An 18,086-nucleotide genomic window follows, 5' to 3' on the forward strand; every position below is an offset into this window, starting at 1 on the left:
CGGTAGAAGGCGTTCAATGCACCGACGTCAACCGGCGCAACGGATTCCAACGTCAGCAGATCGCCGACGCTCGACCGTGCGGCCGCGCGCTTCGCCGGTTTTGACCGCGTTTTCCTTTTTGCCGACGCGAAGGCTTGAGGCATCAGATCCATATTCACGATCACGGATTGGGGCTATCGTTCTGTGGGCAAGCGCGATGGACCGCGCTCCTCCTCCTCGGAAAGCTCGGCAAGCGCCAGGCGACGACGTGCGGTGCGCCTGGTCAGGTGCTCCAGCAGCCCGTCCAGCTTCGTCACGGCCCTCATGCTCTCGCGATGATCCTTGCGGGCTGCCGACAGCTCCACTTTGCGTCGCTGCTCGGCTACGCCGGCCATCTTCTCGTTCTCTCGCAATTGCCCGGTTTTGCTGGCGGCGACTTCGAACCGACCCTGAAGCCGATACAGGCTGGCAGCCTTCACCGGCTGTCCGACAAGCGCACCGAACGCTGCATCTTCGGCGTCGACCGTGCGCTGAAGGTGTTCGGTGACGGCGGCCGCCGCTTCCTCGACCTCCCTCGCAGCCCGCTGCGCGGCGGCTTGCCTTCTGATGACCTCTTCCGTTGCGCGCTCTTCGCGGCGGCGTCTGAGGTCGCGCAGCCGGGCGATCGTGTCAGGCGCCTTCATTGGACGATCTCCCGCATGCGCTGGCGTGTCTTCTCGATGCCCTCGTGCGTGGCGGACGGCTGTCGCAGGAAGTCATTGATGGCGTCGATCTTCGCCACCGCCTCGTCCGCCACGGTATCGCTGCCCTTTTGATACTCCCCGACGCGCAGGAGAAGCTCGATGTCGGCGTAGCGGGCAAGCAGCTCGCGAAGGCGGCTGGCGTCAGCCCGGTGCGCCGGCGGCACGACGGCATCCATCAGACGGCTTCGGCTGCGCAGGACGTCGATGGCGGGGAAATGGTTGCGCTGCGCCAGCTCGTTCGACAGGAAGACGTGGCCATCGAGAAGCGCCTGGATCTCCTCGGCGACCGGATCCAGCGTGCCGTCGCCTTCCAGGAGAACGCTGTAGAGGCTGGTGATGGACCCAATGCGACCGGGCCCCGAGCGTTCGAGCAGACGCGGCAGGACCGCGAACAGCGAAGACGGAAAACCGCGCCGCGTCGGCGGCTCGCCCGAGGCCAGGCCGATCTCGCGCTGCGCGCGGGCAAACCTGGTTATGTTGTCCATCGCAAGCAGCACATGCTTGCCCTGGTCGCGAAAATATTCCGCAATGCTGGTCGCCACATAAGCGGCCTTGACGCGCTCGATGGCAGGCCGGTCGGATGTCGCGACGACGACGATCGCCCGCTCCCGCCCTTCCGCTCCAAGCTGATGCTCAACGAATTCGCGCACCTCGCGCCCGCGTTCGCCGACAAGGGCGACCACGGCGACATCGGCGTCGGTGCCGCTGACGATATCTGAAAGCAGGAGCGACTTGCCGACGCCAGGTTCGCCGAAGATACCGACGCGTTGCCCGCGCGCGCAGGTGAGCAGCCCATCGAGGGCGCGGATGCCGAGCTGGATCGGCTCGGAAATCAGACTGCGCTCAAGCGGAGATGGCGGATAGGCGTTGACCGGATAGCTGCCGGCAATGCCATCCGGCGCAAGCGGCTTGCCGTCCAATGGCTCGCCGAGCGCGCTGATCACCCGGCCAAGAAGGCCGGGACCGACGGGCACCTGCTGGTCCTTTCCGGTCGCAACGACCTCGGTCAGGCTCGAAAGGCCGGTCAGATCGCCAAGCGGAACGAGGATCGCCATCTCGTCCAGCAGGCCGACCACTTCCGCCCTGGTCGTCCTGCCTGTCCTGGGGTCGATCAGTTCGCATATCTCGCCGATCCGGGCCTCCTCCACGGTCGCGTGGATGACGGTGCCGGTGACCCTCCGCACGCGCCCTCGCCTCGGCCGGCTGGCATCGTCGCGCAGGCCGGAGCGCAGGCCGGGGATGATGGACGCCAGGCGATTTTCGATTTCGGCAGCGGGCGTCGTCATGCAACCTCCGCCTTCGACGCGATAGCGGCAGCTATGGCCTTGAGCTGCGCGTCGATGCTGGCATCGACGACGGCAAAGTCGGTCGAAACGATGCAGGCGCCGACCGCCAGCGCATCATCCGCGTCGATCTCGACGGTCATGCCCAGATCACTGTCGCGCAGGACGGCGTTCAGCTCGTCCCGGACCCTGTCGACGGAAGCGGGATGAACCCGGACCTTCAGATATTTGGCACGGCGAATTTCGGAAACCGCCTGTCTCGCGGCCTTGGCGACAAGCGTGCCGACGTCGAACTCGCCCAGCATTCGCCTGACGATTTCGATGGCCAGGCCGATGACTTCGGTCTCCAGCCCGGCGAGATAGCGATCCACCTTGACCGCTGTTTCGCCGATCAGCCGCGTGGCGTCCGCATCGCCCTGCGCCTTGCCGTCCTCATAGCCCTGCGCATATTCGGCCGCGTAGGCTCGCCGGGCGGCTTCGCGCAACTGCTGCGCATCGTGCCTCGCCTCGTCGAGAAAGGCGTGCCCATCCTGCCAGGCGCGCGCTTCCGCGGCGCGCAGGATGCGCGCAGAAGGGCGTCTCGGCATGGCGTCGATCGCTTTGCCCGGTTCGATCATCTCGTCTCGCTCATCGCTCGTCGAACAATCGCCGGACCGGCAGCGGCAAATGCTTCGGCCGCCGCTGCGTCGACAGACCCGTGCGGCATCAGCTTGAGGCGAACCCGCATGCTCGTCTCGCCGGGCATCGCCTGACACCACGCGCCAAGGCAGCTCAGCCCATCGGCATAGACGCGATCGTGAATATCTTCCAAGGGCTGCAAGGACTGGGTCGGACCGGCGAGATCGCGGTTGGCGACCAACAAGGCGCAGAGATCGGCGCCAAGGGCCGCCTGCAATCCGGCGGCTTCGCGTCCATCGATGACAGCGGCCAGACTGCCGGCCCAGTAGATCGCGCCCGAGCGGAGCGCAAGCTCCTCCAACTCCTCACCCGATGACAACGCGATCGCCCGATCCACCGCGTCGGCCGGCTCATCGGCCGCGGAATGGAGCCGGTAGCGCTCGAGCAGCAATTTGGACAGTCGTTCCTGCAGGCGCTGCGATCGCAGCATGCGCTCGCAGGCGGCCTCGCTTATCGTGCCGTCAAAGCATTCCGCAAGCCGGGCTGCATCCGCATAGGATGCGGGATTGGCCATGAATGCCTGCCATTCCGGGCTGGCGGTTTGCTGCGAGCCGGTCCCGGTCATGTCTTCTTCACCGGCAGAGCGGACGCGTCGAGCGCATAGACACCCGGCCGTCGATACCACTGGAGGTAGGCCAGCCGGGCAGCCAGCGCCAGTATGGCCGCAGCCATGCCGTAGAACAGCCACATCGCGGCGGCGACGCTGTCCGGATGCAGCCAGAGGCCAAGGAATGTCGTGAAGCCTGCTTCGGCGGTTTCGTGCTCGGGGGCCTTCGCGGCCACCGGGATGAGCGTGACCGAGACATTGTCATAGGTCAGTCCGGCGATACCCTTGGCCACCAGCATCTTGACCTGCGGGATCAGCTCATTCATCGGAACCGACGCGCGATGGCGGATGAAGACGGAGGCGGAAGACGGCACCAGCTGCTGTCTCAGCGGATCGTTCTCCGGCAAGACGAGATGGACGCGTGCGGAAAGCACGCCGTCGATGTCCGAGATCGTCTGCGAAAGCTCCTGGCTCAGGCCGTAGATCATCGTCGCCCGCTCTTCCACCGGCGAGGACACCAGCCCGTCTCTCTTGAACACCTCGCCGAGCGTCTGGAATTCCTGCTTGGGCAGTCCGCTTTCGTCGAGGATTGCCATGGCTTCGGCGAAACGGCCCTTCTGCACAGACACCGTCATCTTGCCGTCCTTGCCGGCCTCGCGCTGGGCCGGGATCCCGCGACGCATCAGCGTGGCGACGATCTCGTTGGCCTGCTGCTGGTTGAGGTTGGAATAGAGCTCCACCGAGCACGCCTGGAGCACAAGCATGCCCATGACAACCAGCGCGACGCGGCACCGGGCGCCGCACCGATTCAAAAGCGTTGATCGCCGCGGCAAGGATAGCGTGAGCACGAACACTCCGTAGCGCTTACTGTTGCTTGATCAGCGTGCTGGTGGACGACGTGACGGCGGTCACGCTGCTCGTCACCACCTCGAGATTGGCGGCTGCCCACATCACCGAAATCGATCGCTCGAGCAGTTGCTCGGCGTTCTTTGCCGGCGCGCTTTCGCCTTCCTTGCCCGACGGCGCCGCCTTGCCGGTGGCCTCCTGCAGCGAGGCTGCTTCAGCGTTCACCGGGGCGTTCGCCTGGCCGAGGGCTTTCTGGACCTGCTGCATGGTTCCTTCAAGCGACCGAACGGCGGAACCGAACAGTGCCGACGGATCGGTGAGCGCCCCACCCCCTGCCTTCTCCGCCTCGGCCAGATAGTCGAAGAGTTGGCGCTCCACGATCGGCTCGGTGCGTTCCGCTTTGGCGGATTGTCCGGCCATTGCCGGATTGGCGCCGGACGATGCCTGCGCCACCTGCCGACCTGCCGGCGTGGCGACATCGCCTCGGTCGGGCGTGCTGGCCTTTGCGACATCGTGCTTTTCCTGCTTGGCGCCCACCATCCGGTTGCCCGGCTGCGCTGCCGCGCCGGCGGTGATCTGCTGTTGCGAACTTATGCTGGTGGTCAAATTTGCCAGCGTTGCTTCCAGGGCTCCAATCGGCGCGATCTGCATGAACCTGGCCTCCTGTTTCAGTTCGGTGTGACGGGCACATTCTGTGTCTCCGCCAGCTTGCCGCCGCGGAAAACGCGGATCGAAACGACCTTGCCGGGCTCCCGCTTCGGGCTCGATGCGGCAGGAACTCCGAGCGTCTTCCTCACGAGTTCGACGTAGGACGGCGGCCCCGACACCGAGACGACATCGTCTTGCCTGGAAACCTTGATCGGAAACCTCGGATCGATGACGCCCAACCGCTGCAGCCGATCTTCCGCGCCGGCAGCCGTGTTGGCATCGAGCGGGATCATCTCGGTCTGGACTTCAGCCTCGGTCGCGACGTTCATGACGATGCCGTCGAAATGCCAGACCAGGCCGTACCGATTGCAGATCTCTTCCAGGAATTCGCGGGCAGTTCCAACCGGCATGCCGGCGCTCAGGCGCCCTTTCACAAGCTTGCCGACACGCATGGGCACCCCCATGTTGCGACCGAGCTCGATCAGCGCGTCCGTCACCGACTGATCGACCGTGATGTATTTGTAAGGACCGGCAGGCCAGCGTGGCTCGGCGGCGCTCGCCCGAGACGAAGCGAGGCCAAGCGCCAGGATCATCGCGAGGCCGCCGGCCGCGAAGACAGCCTTGGCTCCCGACAACCAGTGCGCATGGCAGGTACCGCGTCCCGTCAACATTTGATCCTGTCACAGGACGACGCGGAGCGATGACCCGCCTCGCCTGTCTCATTGGTTTACCCGCCAACTCCCTCTTATCGTGCACACCGCAAAATTGGAAGTCCAATTGGATTGCTCATGTGCATTTGGTTCCAAATGTTGCGAACGGCGAGCAAAGCGATATGGTGCGCGCTGGAATCAGGCATCACCGCTTCGTGATCGCCGGATTCAATGCCTGGATGGGAAGGATCGGCCTCGGTGGCGGCAAGCAAGAACCTGGTCGCGCGTCTGGACGCTCCCACCGGAAGTCCGGGGCGCTGGACGTCGATCGGGCTGAGCCTCGCCCAGAGCTTGGGTGAATCAGTTCTGATTGCTGCCACGTTGACTGTCGCCATGGCGCCGGCGCAGGCTCGATCGAACAGCGGCTATCCGCATGACCAATGAAGACGTCATCGACCTATATGACCGAGTGAAGATCGGCGCCCAGATTATTGTCCGGCATTGAATCGTGATCCCTTTCAACATCAAGCAGCTCGAAACATTTCTGCTGGTGGCGACTTTCGGAAGCTTTCGAAAGGCGGCCGAACGGCTGAACACAACGCAGCCGGCGGTATCCACCCGAATTGCCGGCCTGGAAGAAGCGCTGGGTGCCAAGCTGTTCGAGCGGCAAAGCAGCACCGTCAGGCTGACTGCCGAGGGACAGCGGCTGCTGCCGCCCGCGCAACGCGTCTTGCGCGTGGCGGAAAGGCTGCAGCTGACGGCCAACTCCCTTTCAGAAACGGCGGGAGTGCTCAGGCTCGGCGTTGCCGAAACCATCGTGCACACCTGGCTGCCGGATTTCCTGAAGGAGTTGCAGGCAAACTATCCGCTGATCGACACCGATATCGTCGTTGACGCGACGACCACCCTTCGCAACGAACTCATGTCGCATAGACTCGATCTTGCGGTGCTGATGGGCCCGGTTCTGGAGTACAGCATCGAGAATATCGGACTGCCGTCCTTTCCGCTCGTCTGGGTGTGCTCGCCGCAGCTGAAATTGCCGAACCGGCGCAAGCTGACGCTGAACGATCTGATGCAATTTCCCATCATCAGCTACGCGCGCACCACAACGCCCTACAGCGAGCTTTACCGCAAGCTGACCGGCGAGTTGGAAGAGACGCCGCGCATCTTTCCGGCCAATTCGCTGGCCGCGTCCATCAAGATGACGATCAACGGTATCGGCATAGCCTCTCTCCCCGAGGAAGTGGTCCGGGACTATGCCGCAGGCGGCCAACTGCGCATCATCGATTGCGAATGGCACCCGTCCGACCTGCGGTTTACCGCCTCCTACTCTTCCGAGCCCTCCAATCCGATCGCGGAGCGGGCGGCGAAGCTGGCCGCCTGTGTCGCACACGCCTATGCCGCAAGGATCGGCAAGGCTCCTGCTGACTAGACTGAGCCGGCCGCTCCTCAGCCAACCGATGTGACCGGCAGATAGATGCGGTCGCCCGAGAAAATCTGATCCGGGCTCAGGATGTGATCCATGTTGAGCACCACCGTCTCCGCCACATCCGCAGAATGCGTCCTGGCGATCAGGCGAATGCTGTCGCCGCTCTTGACCTCGACCCACTGATAGCCGCCCTTCTCCAGCGTCGGGTTCGTGCGGCCCTGGGCATTGCTGCTGCCGTCGAGATGAACCTCGACATGGTCGCTGGAAACCCAGCCGCTATGCATTTTGCCGTCCGGCCCGAAACCTTCGACAGGTATCCAGGCTTCTCCTGACGGGTCGCTCGAAGGCTTCGCGGTCTGTTCGACGAACGTGCCGGGCTGCAGGACCGTCGCCACGCTCGAATCCCCGTCGGGCTCTGTCCGCAAATTCAGACCGTCATCCGCCGACACGACGAGCTGCGGGAAGTCCTCGGGCGGGGTTTGCGGCGGAACATCCGAAGGATCATCGGGTTGCTGGGACGAGGCATCGCCGTCCGGTTTTTTCGGATCGGGTGGAGAGGCCGGCGCGCCCTCCCAAGGCTTCGCCAGCAGCGAGTCCAGCGAGAAGAGAAGCATGCCGACGCCGAAGGTTATGCCCAGCGTCCACCGATCCCACGCACCCCATCTCTTGTCGGACTTTTCCGCCGCCGCCATATCGGCATCGGTTCGCGGCACCGAACGGCGATTCATCCGGTCCGTCCGTATCGCCGATGCCCAGAATTCGGCGCAGCCGAACGTGAACAAGGAGCCGGCGACCGTGGCGATCGGCGCCGGCCAGGAGTGCAACGTATAGACGGCGCAGCCAAGCACATAACCGGGTCCAGCCAGATGTTCGGCCACGTTTCGGATCACCGGTCTGCCGGTGAACGACTGCAGCATCGACTTCGTGCCATAGACGACGTTGCCGAGCGAAAACGTGCTGTTGACGACAAGATCCTTGCCCTGGATCATCCCGGTCGCGGCACCTGGCGCCGCTGCAATGAACGTGGCCCCGCCGAGCGCGTTGAGAAATCTCCCGAACGGCTTGTTGTTAGCGGTTGCGTTGGGGAAGATCGCCTGCGTGCCGAACACGAAGCCTCGCACGCCGAATGCCACGGCTGCGGCAGTCGCGCTCCAGGTTGGCGGCAACGAACTCCACAACATGTAAGAAGTGGTCGACATGCCGCCAAAGGTGGCGAGCGCCTGAGCGTTCTCGCGCATCCTGGCATGGCTGAGGGCCAGATCGACGCTGGCGGCCTGATCCGGCGTCATCGCCTTCTTGTGGGTGGCGCGATAGGTCGTCAGTTGCAGTACGGAAAGGCCGTTCGTCTGATCCCCGCTCATCCACCCGAACTGCTCAGGCGTGAACTTGCGGAACTGGCCGGGACTCATTTCCTCGAACTGTTTCGGTGTCACCGCTTCGATCTGCGGCTGGATCAGGGTTTCGATGTGGTGGACCGTGAAAGCGCCCCATTGATCGCGCGTCAGCATCGGGATCTGCTTCTCGGTCAGCCACGGCACCTGCTTGGGATCGAGCTTCGCCACATCCAGCGAATCGATCATGCTTTCGGGGATCGCCGGAACCTGGCGCTCGGTGAGGTTCTTCAGCAATCCGGCCTCGCCCAGTTCCTTAAATTGCTGTGACGTGAACTTCGCGACCTGGCCGGGCTTGAACCACGGAACCTGGCGCGCTTCCAATGTCGGCACATCGACGAACGCGACCATGTCACCCTTGATCGCGCGCACCTGTGGTTTCGTCAGGTGAGGCGTCAAACCGGCTTTGCCGAATTCCCGGAACTGCTGGTCGCTCAGATTCCGGATGTGACCCTCGGTCAGCCAGGGAACCTGTTTCGCGTCGAGCCCCGCGATGTTGACATAGCCTATCTTGGCCTTCGGGATACCGCGCAGTTGGACCTTGGTCAGATAAGGCAGCAATCCGGCCTGATCCATGTCGCGGAACTGCTGTTGCGTCAGCTCGGCCACCTGCTCGCGTTTGAGCCATGGAACCTGGTTCGGCTGGAAATCGCCCATGACGAGACCCGGCACCTGGTCAAGCGGAGTAGCCCTGACGCCATCGCGGGTCAGCCCGTGGCCGCCGGAGGCACCGCGTATCCAGGGCAGGACGACGGCTTCGCCCGTGTCGGGGTCGTAGACCAGCATGTGCGTCTTGTCCTGCACCTCCGGAGCATCGGCCGGGGCGCGGGGCCCGTCGGAAGGCGGCACATAAACCTGTTCCGGGCTCCTCGGCTCCGTGCCCAGCATTGCCGCGACGATCACCTCGCCATTCCTGTCCTGGAGATGGATGGTGCGGCCCGCGGCGACCTGGCTCGACGCCGGTTGAGATTGCGGAGTTGCCGTAGCGGGCTTGCTGTGTCCGAAGATGTTGCCGACAATTCCCGCATCGTCGAGCGCCCGCTGCAATTCCGCGGAAGGCGGCGCATCGAGGAAAACCCAGCGCGGCTGATAGGCGGGGTTCTCGTTGCGCAGCGCCACATCCTTGTTGATCTGCTCCTGCAGTTTTGGCGTCAGCGGCACTTCGCGCATCTGGGCGACACCGTTGATGGTCGTCCAGCGATGGTAGGTCTTTACCTCGATGGCCTCGATCACGTCAGGGCTCTTGAAGACAGGCGAATCCACGTAGCGCCCGCCCTCGCCGAAGACCGGATGCGGGCCGTCCGGATTGGCCGCGACCGGGAAATGCGCCTCCCCAAGCGATCCGTTGAGTTCGCGTGTGTAGGTCTCGCCGGCCTTCCATTTTTCAGGCTGCCGCATGTTGCGCACCTGCTGCAGCGAATAGGTGGTCGGCGGCGCCGCCTCGATGGCCTTCCTCGCCGGCATTGCCTGCGGCGGCACGGCTTCTCCCTCCGGCCGTCCCTGGCTGCCCGGCACGTGGTCCTGCGAGCCGCCGCGCACCCATGGCAGGACATATGCTTCGCCCGTCTCCGGGTCCCGATAAAGAATGTGCGACTTGTCCATCAGCTCCGGTTCGTCGCCGCGCGCCTTTGGTCCGTCGGCCGGCGGCACATAAACCTGCTCCGGACTGTTCGGTCCGTTGCCCAGCATTGTGGCGGTGATCACATTGCCGCTCTCGTCCTGAAGCTGCAGGGTTCTTGGCGGGCGTTTACCGGCCGACGCAGCGTTGGCGGCGCCAGCGGCCGCGTCTTGCCCAGGCGCAGTGTTACCTGCCGGCGGTGCTGGCCGTCGAAACCAAAGCGGCCTGTCCGAGGGCGAAGGAGCAACCCCTTGCTCCTGATACCAGCGCGCAAGCGCCTGCTGCTGGTCGGATGGCGCCAGATAGACAAATTCCGGCGGCGGCATCTCAATTGGTTTTGCCTGTGTCTCGAGGAAGTCACGGATGGCGCTCATCGCGCCAGGTGGAATGAAGGCTTCATCCTTGAGTGACAGCAACGTGGATTGGCGGAACGCCTCGATATCGGCCTTCTGACCGGGTGTCGCGGTCGTTTCGAGTTCATCCAGCCATTTTCCGAAAGACGCCTTGCCGCCTCTCGGAAATGCCAGACCTCCGCCGCTGTCGGCACGCTGGTCGAGTTCATGCAGCCAGCGCGGAACCACTATTTCCACAGGCAGGTTGTCGGCGAAGGTAAATTCACGTCCAACGAAGTCGCCCTTCGCGACGATCGGGGCGACCTCAGGCAAATTCGTTCGGTAGAAGAACCTGATTTCGCCCGTGAACGCCAATGGCAGTTGGAGGAACGGCACGGAGGGCACGCGCAACTTGAGCGCCGGGCTCCGCACCGCAAGCGTGACGTCAAGTGTCGAGGCGACAGCCTCACGCTTGCCGAAAAGGTTGACATAGATCGGACCGCCCGAGCGAACATAATGATTGTAGGGCGCAGGCAGCTTGCGCAGGAGAATGCGATCTGGACTCGGCAGGAATTTGTGGAATGCCTCGTTGACGATGACCTCGAGCCGGCTTGCGCCGGCATCCCACACGCGCCGACTTTTTCCCGTGAGATCGACAATTGTCTCTCCCAGTGCCAAGCCGGGAACAGCAGATTGCCGCATCCCGCTTTCCGAGCCAGGAATGAACAAGATCGATTTCTGAGCATCGATTTCTCCCGACGCCACCAGTGCCCGGATCGTGCTCATGTCAGGATTGTCGGCAAGCGCCTGCGCCGTATGCTCGTCCTTCACGACGAACTGGGCCCTCAGTCGCAGGCGGTCAAGCACTCCCTTGTTCGCGTCGACGAAATCTGAATTGACGATCGTTCCCTTGGGAAATGTTGCGTCCATCGCCACTTCGTAGCGCTTCTCGACGCTTAGCAAGCTCGTCAGGTAATACTTGTCCTCCAAGTAAACTTTGCGATACGGAACGTCGCCGTGGAACTCCGAGAATTCCGTCTTGCCGTCCTCCGTTTGACGCAAGAAGTCGCTTTCACCGTCCTTCAAAATTGCCGACTTTGAGCGAAGGGCGAGGCTGAATGTCAGCTCCACGGCCCAACCCTGGTTCCCTGCCGGACCCTCAACGCTGGCAGAACGCGGCATGACCGTGAAGACGGAATCCGAGGCCTCGCCGAACAGCCTTTGACGTGCCGCGTCGAGAAAATCCTGACCTTTGAACTGGAAAGCCGTCTGGCGCTGAACCTTGAGGCCGAGCTGCGCGAGCGTGATGTTGCGATGCTCGTTCGGGCGAATGGAGATTCCCAGTTCCTTGCCGAGACTATAGCGTGCCGGTTCGAGCGACCGGTATTTGACGCTGTCGGCAAATGACTGCCAAAGGGCACGATAATCGGTGCGTGTCCCTAGGCCCACCATGTATGACCGCCAGGTCGGCGATCCCAACTGGAGGGCCTCAGGCATACCCGGGATCGAATGGACGGCCATGTTTGCCGGGTCGGAGTTGAACCGGACCCGCCCGAGCGCGGATATCCTGAAATCTCCCCAGTTCTTCTGTTTGGCCGGCTCGACGCCTGCCAGCGGGTTGGCGCCAGGCGCTGCGCTTTCGTCCACCGTCCCCCGCGCTGTTTCTGGAATGCCATCCGGGCCATAGCGTTCTGCCAGCTCATGGCTGGAATAGTAGCTTTTCTCCTGTTCGTAGCGGGTCACCAGCTGTTCGGTGGTCAAACCGTCGAGATAGGCCGAGGGCGTTTTGGGATCCTTGCCGCTTGTGTAGACATACCCGCCTGTGTCGCGTTCAGGCGTGCCAGTGAAGCTGCGCGTTTCCGGATCCCACACGAGATGCACCGGGACCTCTGTCACGGTCGGCTTGTTCGACACGATGATGGGATCGCCGTCAGTGGGGTTGGCTGGGCTTCGCACGGCCAAGCCATCCGGATCGCGGCCCGGCAGCATCGTCGGGTCACCGCTTCCAGCGCCTTCGAATGGCTCGTGCAGGACGATCGGCCGCGACGGCTGACTGTTGCCTGAGGGATCAGTCTTGTCACCAGTCGATGGCGGCTGGTTCTGGCCCTCTGACTTGCCGGCTGGCAGCGCGCGCTGACCAACTGGATTTCCGGCCCCCTCCCGAGCGCTGAAACCGGGCCCCGGCTGGCCGCTGGTTTCGCCGATCACCTCGCCCTGGATAACGATCTCATTCGGGTCCGGCATGACGTATTCGCCGGTGGGCCTGTAAACACCGTCCTGGCCCATCGCGTAGACCGCCCGCGGTCCCGGCCCCGAATCCGGTCCGCCCGGCGGTGGAAAGCCTGACGTGGGAGTCGCGTCGCCGCCCCGAGGACCGGACGCTCCAGGCATGTTGTACAGCAACGAGCGGCCGCCAAGGCCCGTGCCGACCGCGCCGGTGCCGATGCCCATGATGGCGTTCGCAAGTTCGGCAAATGACATTTCACCGCCGTGCCTGGCCAGATCCTCCGCCGACCTGGCAAGCACCGGAATACCGGTGACCACGCCCCCGGCATCGAGGCCCCAGGCTGTGTTGGTCAGCTTGCTGCCGCTTTGCAGATAGCTCGCTGCCTGTTCGGCATAAGAGGATTGCGTTACGTTTACGCGGAGTTTGCCAATGCCCCAGCTGGCGTCGCTCATGCGCGCCATGCCGAATCCGCCCGCAAACGCCTCGGACGTGGACAGGCCGGCCCTTGCCAGGCCGAACGTGCGCAGGGCGCCGGCCCCTACGGGCAGGAACGCGGTCACGCCGGTGGCGACATTCCAGGCCGACTGACTGTCGAAGTCGCCGCCCTGAAGCAGGTGCTCGCCTTCCCTGTAGAGCGTCTTGCCGCCAAGAGCCGCGCCGGAGGTGATCGCAATGGGAATGGCCCATTGACCGCCCGGAACGAACGAGACGATGGTGGCGGCGCCGGCGACGATGCCAAGACCGATGTCGGTGGCCTTGTCCCAGAAATCAACCTTGCGTGCGTCGGCGATCTCCACCTCGTCGAGCGAGAACCCATCGGCGCCGAGCTTCATGTCGCCGCCCTTGGCCAGGATCAGCTTGCCGTTCTGGCTGAAGATGCGGTTCTCATGCTGGAATTCGTCGAAGCTGCCGTAGTATTTGCCGGAGCTGTCGACATAGCCGATTTCTTTTCCATCGTTCTTGATCGCGAACAATGCCGTCGACGATTCCATCCCGCCATCCAGCGAGAAGATCGGCACGACCTTGACCTCCGCGTTTTCGCCGGCACGGTCGGTGATCTCTCCGGTAACCTTCGTGACCCCCTCGCTCGATTCGTCGAGGCCGAGAGTGCGGGCAACCGTGCCGCTGAGCTCGCCGGGCTTGTATTGCTTGTATTCGCCCGTGAACCCGTTGTCGTACAGCTGCTTGAGCCTGACCTGGTAGCCGGCGAGCGCCTGATCCTTGTGCTCCTCGAAATACGTGTTTTTGAGCCGCGCCTCATGCTCTTCGTTGCCATAGGTCAGAAGCTTGGGGTTGCTTGCGTAGAAGCCGTACCAATCGCGCGCCGCCACCATCGCGGGGCGGACATCCTTGTTCCATGTCTCCAGTTGAGTCTTTTCGGTTTCTGCTAAACCCCTGTCGATTTCCGCGGCCGCCACTTCGGGGTGCACCCACAGCCACTGGCCATCCATCTCGATCCGGACCGACTTGCCGCTGGCGCCGATTGCGCCCGGCCCACTCTTTTCGTAGGCAGCGGCAACCTCCGGTGCGACCCAAAGCTCGCGGCCGTTCACCGTGACCTTTACCGGCTTCTCGCCCGGCTGCAGTGTGCCGGCAGGCGCTTCGACGGTGCCCCCGCCATGCTCGGTGATTGCTTTGTCGCGAGCCGTCGTCGCGTCGACGAGCTTGGCTTTCGCATCTTTGAGCTTCGCGTCGAACTGCTCGACCTGCACGCCGACGATCTTGGATTTGGCCGCCGCCAGCGCCGATTGCGAACCTGTCCCATTGGGCGTGCAGACCGGCGCCGAAGCCGAGCTTTGTGTCGATGCCAGCAGCTCCTGCCACTGCTTGTTGAGCGGATTGTTGCGGAAATCGTCCCGGATATTCTTGTCGCCGAGATCGTATGTCAGAGCATATTTCAGGACTGGCGTGTCGTTGCCGTCTTTGTCGCTGAAAACATCATTCTCATAGGTGTTTACGAGATAGAGCTGTCCATTCTCCTCGATCACTTGCTGCGATTTCAGTTTGCCGGTGAAGTCACCCTCGCCGTTCGTGTAGCCGTCCCAATCGAAATGGTGCGGATTTCTCTGCTTCGCCTGGGCGACCAATGCCTGCTTGATCGGTTCGACATCCACGGCAAGGTCGGCCGCATCTTTTTGCGCGACGCCAAATTCCTCATACGCCTCAGCCAGCGTCACCTGGCTGGCTGCCGGCCCCTGCAGGCCTTTCAGTCCCTCAAGCCTGCCATTGATTTCTGTATACTCGGGGCTCCCGGATTTGACGCCGTAGAGCTCCAATTCCGTCGCGCTGACCATCTGGTCGATGGTGGCCTTGTTGCCTCGCGCGGTGTGCAGCGCCGCGTTGATGAAGAGTTGCGTCACCCCCGCGTGCTCGGCCTTGCCCTGCAGGTTGGTTACTTCGCGGCTGGGCCCGCCGACAGGACCGACGGACGGCTTGCTCGGATCGCTGAGCATCGGCAGGGTTGCCTGCTTGCCCAGGGCATCAAGGAGGCTCTTCTCGCCCTGTGCGTACTCGGCCCTGGCAGTGCTGGCACTTTGCAGCATGCTGTTGGCGGTGGTCAGCCGCTTTTGCGCATCCGCCAGCGTGCCTTTCGGCTCGGGGGCCTGCCATTGCAGCCCATACGGCGCCAGCACCTTATCGAGTGTCGTCTCGGCGCTCTTCACGGCTCCCTTAAGTTCGGGATCCAGCGCATAGACGTCGAGCTGGGCCCCGCTCTGCTCAGGTTTTGCCTGTGCTTCGCCGAGACGCGCTATCACAGCGTTTTCGGCGGCGATCGCCTTGGCAACTTCCGGATCAAACCACTGCCAGCTCCCGTCGACCATCAGCGGCACCCACTTGCCGCCTGACGGAGCCGTAGCCGATGGCGGCTCGCCGAACGGGCCAACCGATGTGGCGCTGCCGTCGAGATTCGGCGTCGCCGGCCTTCCGCCACCATATTGCTTGATCGCGTCCTTTACTGCTTGCTGCTTATCTGCGACCTCTTGCGCAAGCTCAGGACTTGCCCCGCCGAGCACTCCTTCCAGAATCGTCTTGAGAACCGTGTCGGTCTTGGCCTGCTCGGGATCCTTGCTCTGCGGGTTGATTTTCATCAACAGTTCGGCCAACGCCTGCTGCGCCGTGCCGACCTCGATCTTCAGGTCGTTGCCGGTCGTGTCGTTGTGCAACGTCATGCTGCCATCGGGCCTGGTGGTCAGCGTATAGCCGTTGAAGGTGACCTTCACGGTGGTTCGCGTGCCGTTTTCGATGGTGACCTTTTCTCCGGCGTTGATGACGTCCGGATCACGGGCCGAATCGAAAAGGCCGGGATTCGTCCGCCTGAGATCGTCGAGCGATACGCCATATTTCCGTGCGATCAGGGTCAGGTTGTCGCCCGGCTTGACCTCGTACTCGACGGGTTTGCCGCCATTGATCTTCTCGGTGATGGTCGTCGTCACCCGGCCATCCTCGTCGGTGACGGTCTTGGTTTCGGTTCCGTTGCCATCGATGGATTGCGACGTTTTTTTCCCGTCCGCCGTCGTCGTGACGGTGCGTACATCGTGCTGATAGTCGTAAGAGTAGACCGTCTTGTCGCCGGTGCGCGGATCGGCGAGCTCGACCGACTGCGCGTCGCTGCTGCTGGTGGCCGTCACCTTGTAGCCGGCGGCCTGCAATTCGGCGATCACCTGGTCGCTGGTGAGGCCGTTTTCCTGCGCAATCTGCTCGATGCTCTTCCCATCGGCAAGGTCTTGCTTGATGTTGTGCGTGCTGGCCCCGCCCGGATCCTGGGAGGCCGCCAATATGGTCTTGCGGCCGTCCGGACCGGTGACGGTGGTGACGGGAAGCGACGGGCCGGCGCCCGGCGTCACCGTTTCCACCGAGGTCCCGTTGGGCATCGACGTCCGCTCGGTGACGGTGCCTGTGCCGAGATCGTCTTCATACCGCGTCGTGATGGCGCCGGTATCGGGATTGTAGCTGCTGGTCTCCTTGCGTCCGAGCCCGTCGCGGACCGGCGTGGTGGTTGCCGCGCCATTGGGTTGTGCCTGGACGCTCGTATAGTAGCTGTCGTGCTGGTAGTCGTAATATTGGGTGACGGTGCGGCCGCTGCCATCCGTGATTTTCGTCGTCTGCACGTCGCCATTGCCGCTTGTCGGGTCGGTGGTCGACACGGTCATCCCGCCGGACCTGAGCGCGGCGATAACCTGTTCGCGCGTCATGCCGCGAGCGGACGCAATCTGGTCGATGCTCTTGCCGCCGGTGACGTCGTTGACAATGTTGCGGGCGGTCGTCGCGTCTTTGGGGTTCTCTTCGGCCGGGCCCCCATCGAGTTTCACCGTCGCGGCGGTTGCGGCAAGATCGGGTCGCACATAGAGAGCTGGCGCCACCGTCGCGCCATTGCCCGACGTGCCTGCGCTGGCGTTGACGACATTGACGCCCGGCATTGCCGGAACCGCGACCGGCGGCGGCTGAAGCGAACTCAATTCGCTATTCACCTGCGCCAGTTGCTGGCGCGCCTGCGCCGCCCAATCGCGCTCGCCCATTCTGTTGGCAAGCCGGATCTGCTCGCGCAGTTGCACTGCCTGCGCCTCCAGCCGCGCAACCTGCGCGGCGTTTGCCTTGGCGTCGACTTTTTGCGGTTGGACCGGCGGCTTGGTGAGCGTTATCGGGCGAACCATCTGGACGACCTCCGGGAATCACTGTTGCCGGCAGCCTGGCTGCCGTCACGCCCGCCCAGACAGCAACGTTCCAATGCTATCTGGGGGGCTTCCAATAAATGCCGAAAGCGGCAAGCTGCTCTTCCGACTGCTTAATTCGATCCGCGGCATCCACCTCGGACTGCGCAGCCGTCAGCGCCGCCAGGATTTCGACGGCGGCGAAGGCCGGCGCCAGGCTGCGGAAGAACGACTGCGAATTTGACGTGACGATGATTGTTTCCCGCGCGATCCGGGCCAGCGGCGACACGCTGCTGTCGGTGATTGCCACCACGCCGACGCCCTGCCGAGCCGACTGCCGCGCAACATCGATCGTCGTGCGCTCATACGGCGACATACCTAGGGCCAGCAGCACATCGCCGCGTCCCGCCTGCTGCAGAACATCGAGGCCAGGTCCGCCCATCTCGCCGACAAGCGTCACCTTGCGGTCGCCGCCAGCCAGAAACGACATGATGTGGGCGAAATGGCCCGCGACCGGATAGGCGGAGCGTGTGGCCAGGACGAACAGGTTGGACGATCGCGCCAGCAGGCCGGCGGCGGCGATGAATTGCACGGCACTGCCATATTCGCCAAGACTTGCAATCTGGGCCGCGAGCGTATCGGCAACGACCCCGACGGTCGAATATCCCGGATCGCCATGCTGCTTGATACCCTGTCGCGCGGGCTCACCGGCGATCGTCTCACGCAATGCACGCGCATAGAGGCTGCGCATGTCCTCGTAGCCATCAAGCCCGAGCCAGCGCGCCAGCCGCATCATCGTGCTGTGCGAAACGCCGGCCTGGTGCGCCTGCTCGCGCATCGACATCAGCGCGACGTCCTTGGGATGATCCAACACGAAACGCGCGGCGACCCGCAACTGCGGCGGCATATTCTCGAACCGTTCGACCAACAGCTCGGCCAAAGGACCTTTTTCCATATCCGAAATACCCCATTCACCCGCCTCGCAGGTTACTCCTAGAACGCGACCAACGCAACAGTTGGAACTTGTATGGCTCAAATATTCCAAATGGACTTTCATTTTCAGCCA

Annotated in this window: 11 protein-coding genes and 1 pseudogene; 3 read left to right on the plus strand and 9 right to left on the minus strand. The window is 63.4% G+C overall.

Translation table 11 applies throughout. The features are described from left to right. Positions 1 to 173 precede the first annotated feature (173 nt). Genes EN857_RS26105 through EN857_RS26135 form a run of 7 tightly spaced genes read right to left on the minus strand, consistent with a single transcriptional unit; the run spans position 174 to position 5,395 of the window. A complete protein-coding gene (locus EN857_RS26105; protein ID WP_127392988.1) occupies positions 174 to 662 on the minus strand; it encodes a YscO family type III secretion system apparatus protein in 489 nt (162 codons plus the stop codon). Further along, positions 659 to 2,008: a FliI/YscN family ATPase gene (locus EN857_RS26110; RefSeq protein WP_135859330.1), complete on the minus strand. Its 1,350-nt coding sequence runs from the start codon at positions 2,006 to 2,008 to the stop codon at positions 659 to 661. Before EN857_RS26110 ends, EN857_RS26105 begins: the two co-directional genes overlap by 4 nt. Continuing rightward, positions 2,005 to 2,622 (minus strand): type III secretion system stator protein SctL, encoded by a 618-nt coding sequence (gene sctL / locus EN857_RS26115; RefSeq protein WP_127394121.1) that lies wholly within the window; start codon positions 2,620 to 2,622, stop codon positions 2,005 to 2,007. Before sctL ends, EN857_RS26110 begins: the two co-directional genes overlap by 4 nt. After that, positions 2,619 to 3,248: a SctK family type III secretion system sorting platform protein gene (locus tag EN857_RS26120; RefSeq protein ID WP_128346938.1), complete on the minus strand. Its 630-nt coding sequence runs from the start codon at positions 3,246 to 3,248 to the stop codon at positions 2,619 to 2,621. Before EN857_RS26120 ends, sctL begins: the two co-directional genes overlap by 4 nt. After that, positions 3,245 to 4,084 carry a type III secretion inner membrane ring lipoprotein SctJ gene (gene sctJ, locus EN857_RS26125; RefSeq protein WP_348630795.1) on the minus strand — a complete coding sequence of 280 codons (840 nt, stop codon included), beginning with the start codon at positions 4,082 to 4,084 and terminating at the stop codon, positions 3,245 to 3,247. Before sctJ ends, EN857_RS26120 begins: the two co-directional genes overlap by 4 nt. Before the next feature lie 10 nt (positions 4,085 to 4,094). Then, positions 4,095 to 4,727 (minus strand): hypothetical protein, encoded by a 633-nt coding sequence (locus tag EN857_RS26130; RefSeq protein ID WP_128346939.1) that lies wholly within the window; start codon positions 4,725 to 4,727, stop codon positions 4,095 to 4,097. Between the two features lie 17 nt (positions 4,728 to 4,744). After that, on the minus strand, positions 4,745 to 5,395 hold the full coding sequence (locus EN857_RS26135; protein WP_245493512.1) for a type III secretion protein: 651 nt from the start codon (positions 5,393 to 5,395) through the stop codon (positions 4,745 to 4,747). A 237-nt stretch (positions 5,396 to 5,632) separates the two neighbouring features. On the opposite strand from EN857_RS26135, the gene EN857_RS26140 reads away from it, so the two are divergent. The 3 genes and pseudogenes from EN857_RS26140 to EN857_RS26150 all read left to right on the plus strand — a co-directional run bounded on the left by EN857_RS26140 (position 5,633) and on the right by EN857_RS26150 (position 6,806). Continuing rightward, on the plus strand, positions 5,633 to 5,818 hold the full coding sequence (locus EN857_RS26140) for a hypothetical protein (RefSeq protein WP_127392398.1): 186 nt from the start codon (positions 5,633 to 5,635) through the stop codon (positions 5,816 to 5,818). Positions 5,819 to 5,924: 106 nt separating this feature from the next. Further along, a pseudogene (locus tag EN857_RS35865) lies at positions 5,925 to 6,017 on the plus strand (LysR family transcriptional regulator); the annotation flags it as partial. A 93-nt stretch (positions 6,018 to 6,110) separates the two neighbouring features. After that, a complete protein-coding gene (locus tag EN857_RS26150) occupies positions 6,111 to 6,806 on the plus strand; it encodes a substrate-binding domain-containing protein (protein ID WP_245509034.1) in 696 nt (231 codons plus the stop codon). A 17-nt stretch (positions 6,807 to 6,823) separates the two neighbouring features. Here the strand turns inward: EN857_RS26150 and EN857_RS26155 are convergent, their stop codons facing one another. Together EN857_RS26155 and EN857_RS26160 are read right to left on the minus strand one after the other, a co-directional pair. Then, positions 6,824 to 17,023 (minus strand): LysM peptidoglycan-binding domain-containing protein, encoded by a 10,200-nt coding sequence (locus tag EN857_RS26155; protein ID WP_135859331.1) that lies wholly within the window; start codon positions 17,021 to 17,023, stop codon positions 6,824 to 6,826. Positions 17,024 to 17,099: 76 nt separating this feature from the next. Further along, the gene (locus EN857_RS26160; RefSeq protein WP_127393863.1) at positions 17,100 to 17,960 is read right to left on the minus strand and encodes a MurR/RpiR family transcriptional regulator; all 861 of its coding nucleotides are present in this window, start codon (positions 17,958 to 17,960) and stop codon (positions 17,100 to 17,102) included. Between the last annotated feature and the right edge of the window lie 126 nt (positions 17,961 to 18,086).

Source organism: Mesorhizobium sp. M4B.F.Ca.ET.214.01.1.1, assembly GCF_004791545.1.
GTDB lineage: Bacteria > Pseudomonadota > Alphaproteobacteria > Rhizobiales > Rhizobiaceae > Mesorhizobium > Mesorhizobium abyssinicae.

Coding starts and splice junctions, on each gene's coding strand:
- sctL (WP_127394121.1), bottom strand. CDS start 2,622: ATGATCGAACCGGGCAAAGCGATCGACGCCATGCCGAGACGCCCTTCT.
- EN857_RS26110 (WP_135859330.1), bottom strand. CDS start 2,008: ATGACGACGCCCGCTGCCGAAATCGAAAATCGCCTGGCGTCCATCATC.
- EN857_RS26135 (WP_245493512.1), bottom strand. CDS start 5,395: ATGTTGACGGGACGCGGTACCTGCCATGCGCACTGGTTGTCGGGAGCC.
- EN857_RS26155 (WP_135859331.1), bottom strand. CDS start 17,023: ATGGTTCGCCCGATAACGCTCACCAAGCCGCCGGTCCAACCGCAAAAA.
- EN857_RS26105 (WP_127392988.1), bottom strand. CDS start 662: ATGAAGGCGCCTGACACGATCGCCCGGCTGCGCGACCTCAGACGCCGC.
- EN857_RS26120 (WP_128346938.1), bottom strand. CDS start 3,248: ATGACCGGGACCGGCTCGCAGCAAACCGCCAGCCCGGAATGGCAGGCA.
- EN857_RS26130 (WP_128346939.1), bottom strand. CDS start 4,727: ATGCAGATCGCGCCGATTGGAGCCCTGGAAGCAACGCTGGCAAATTTG.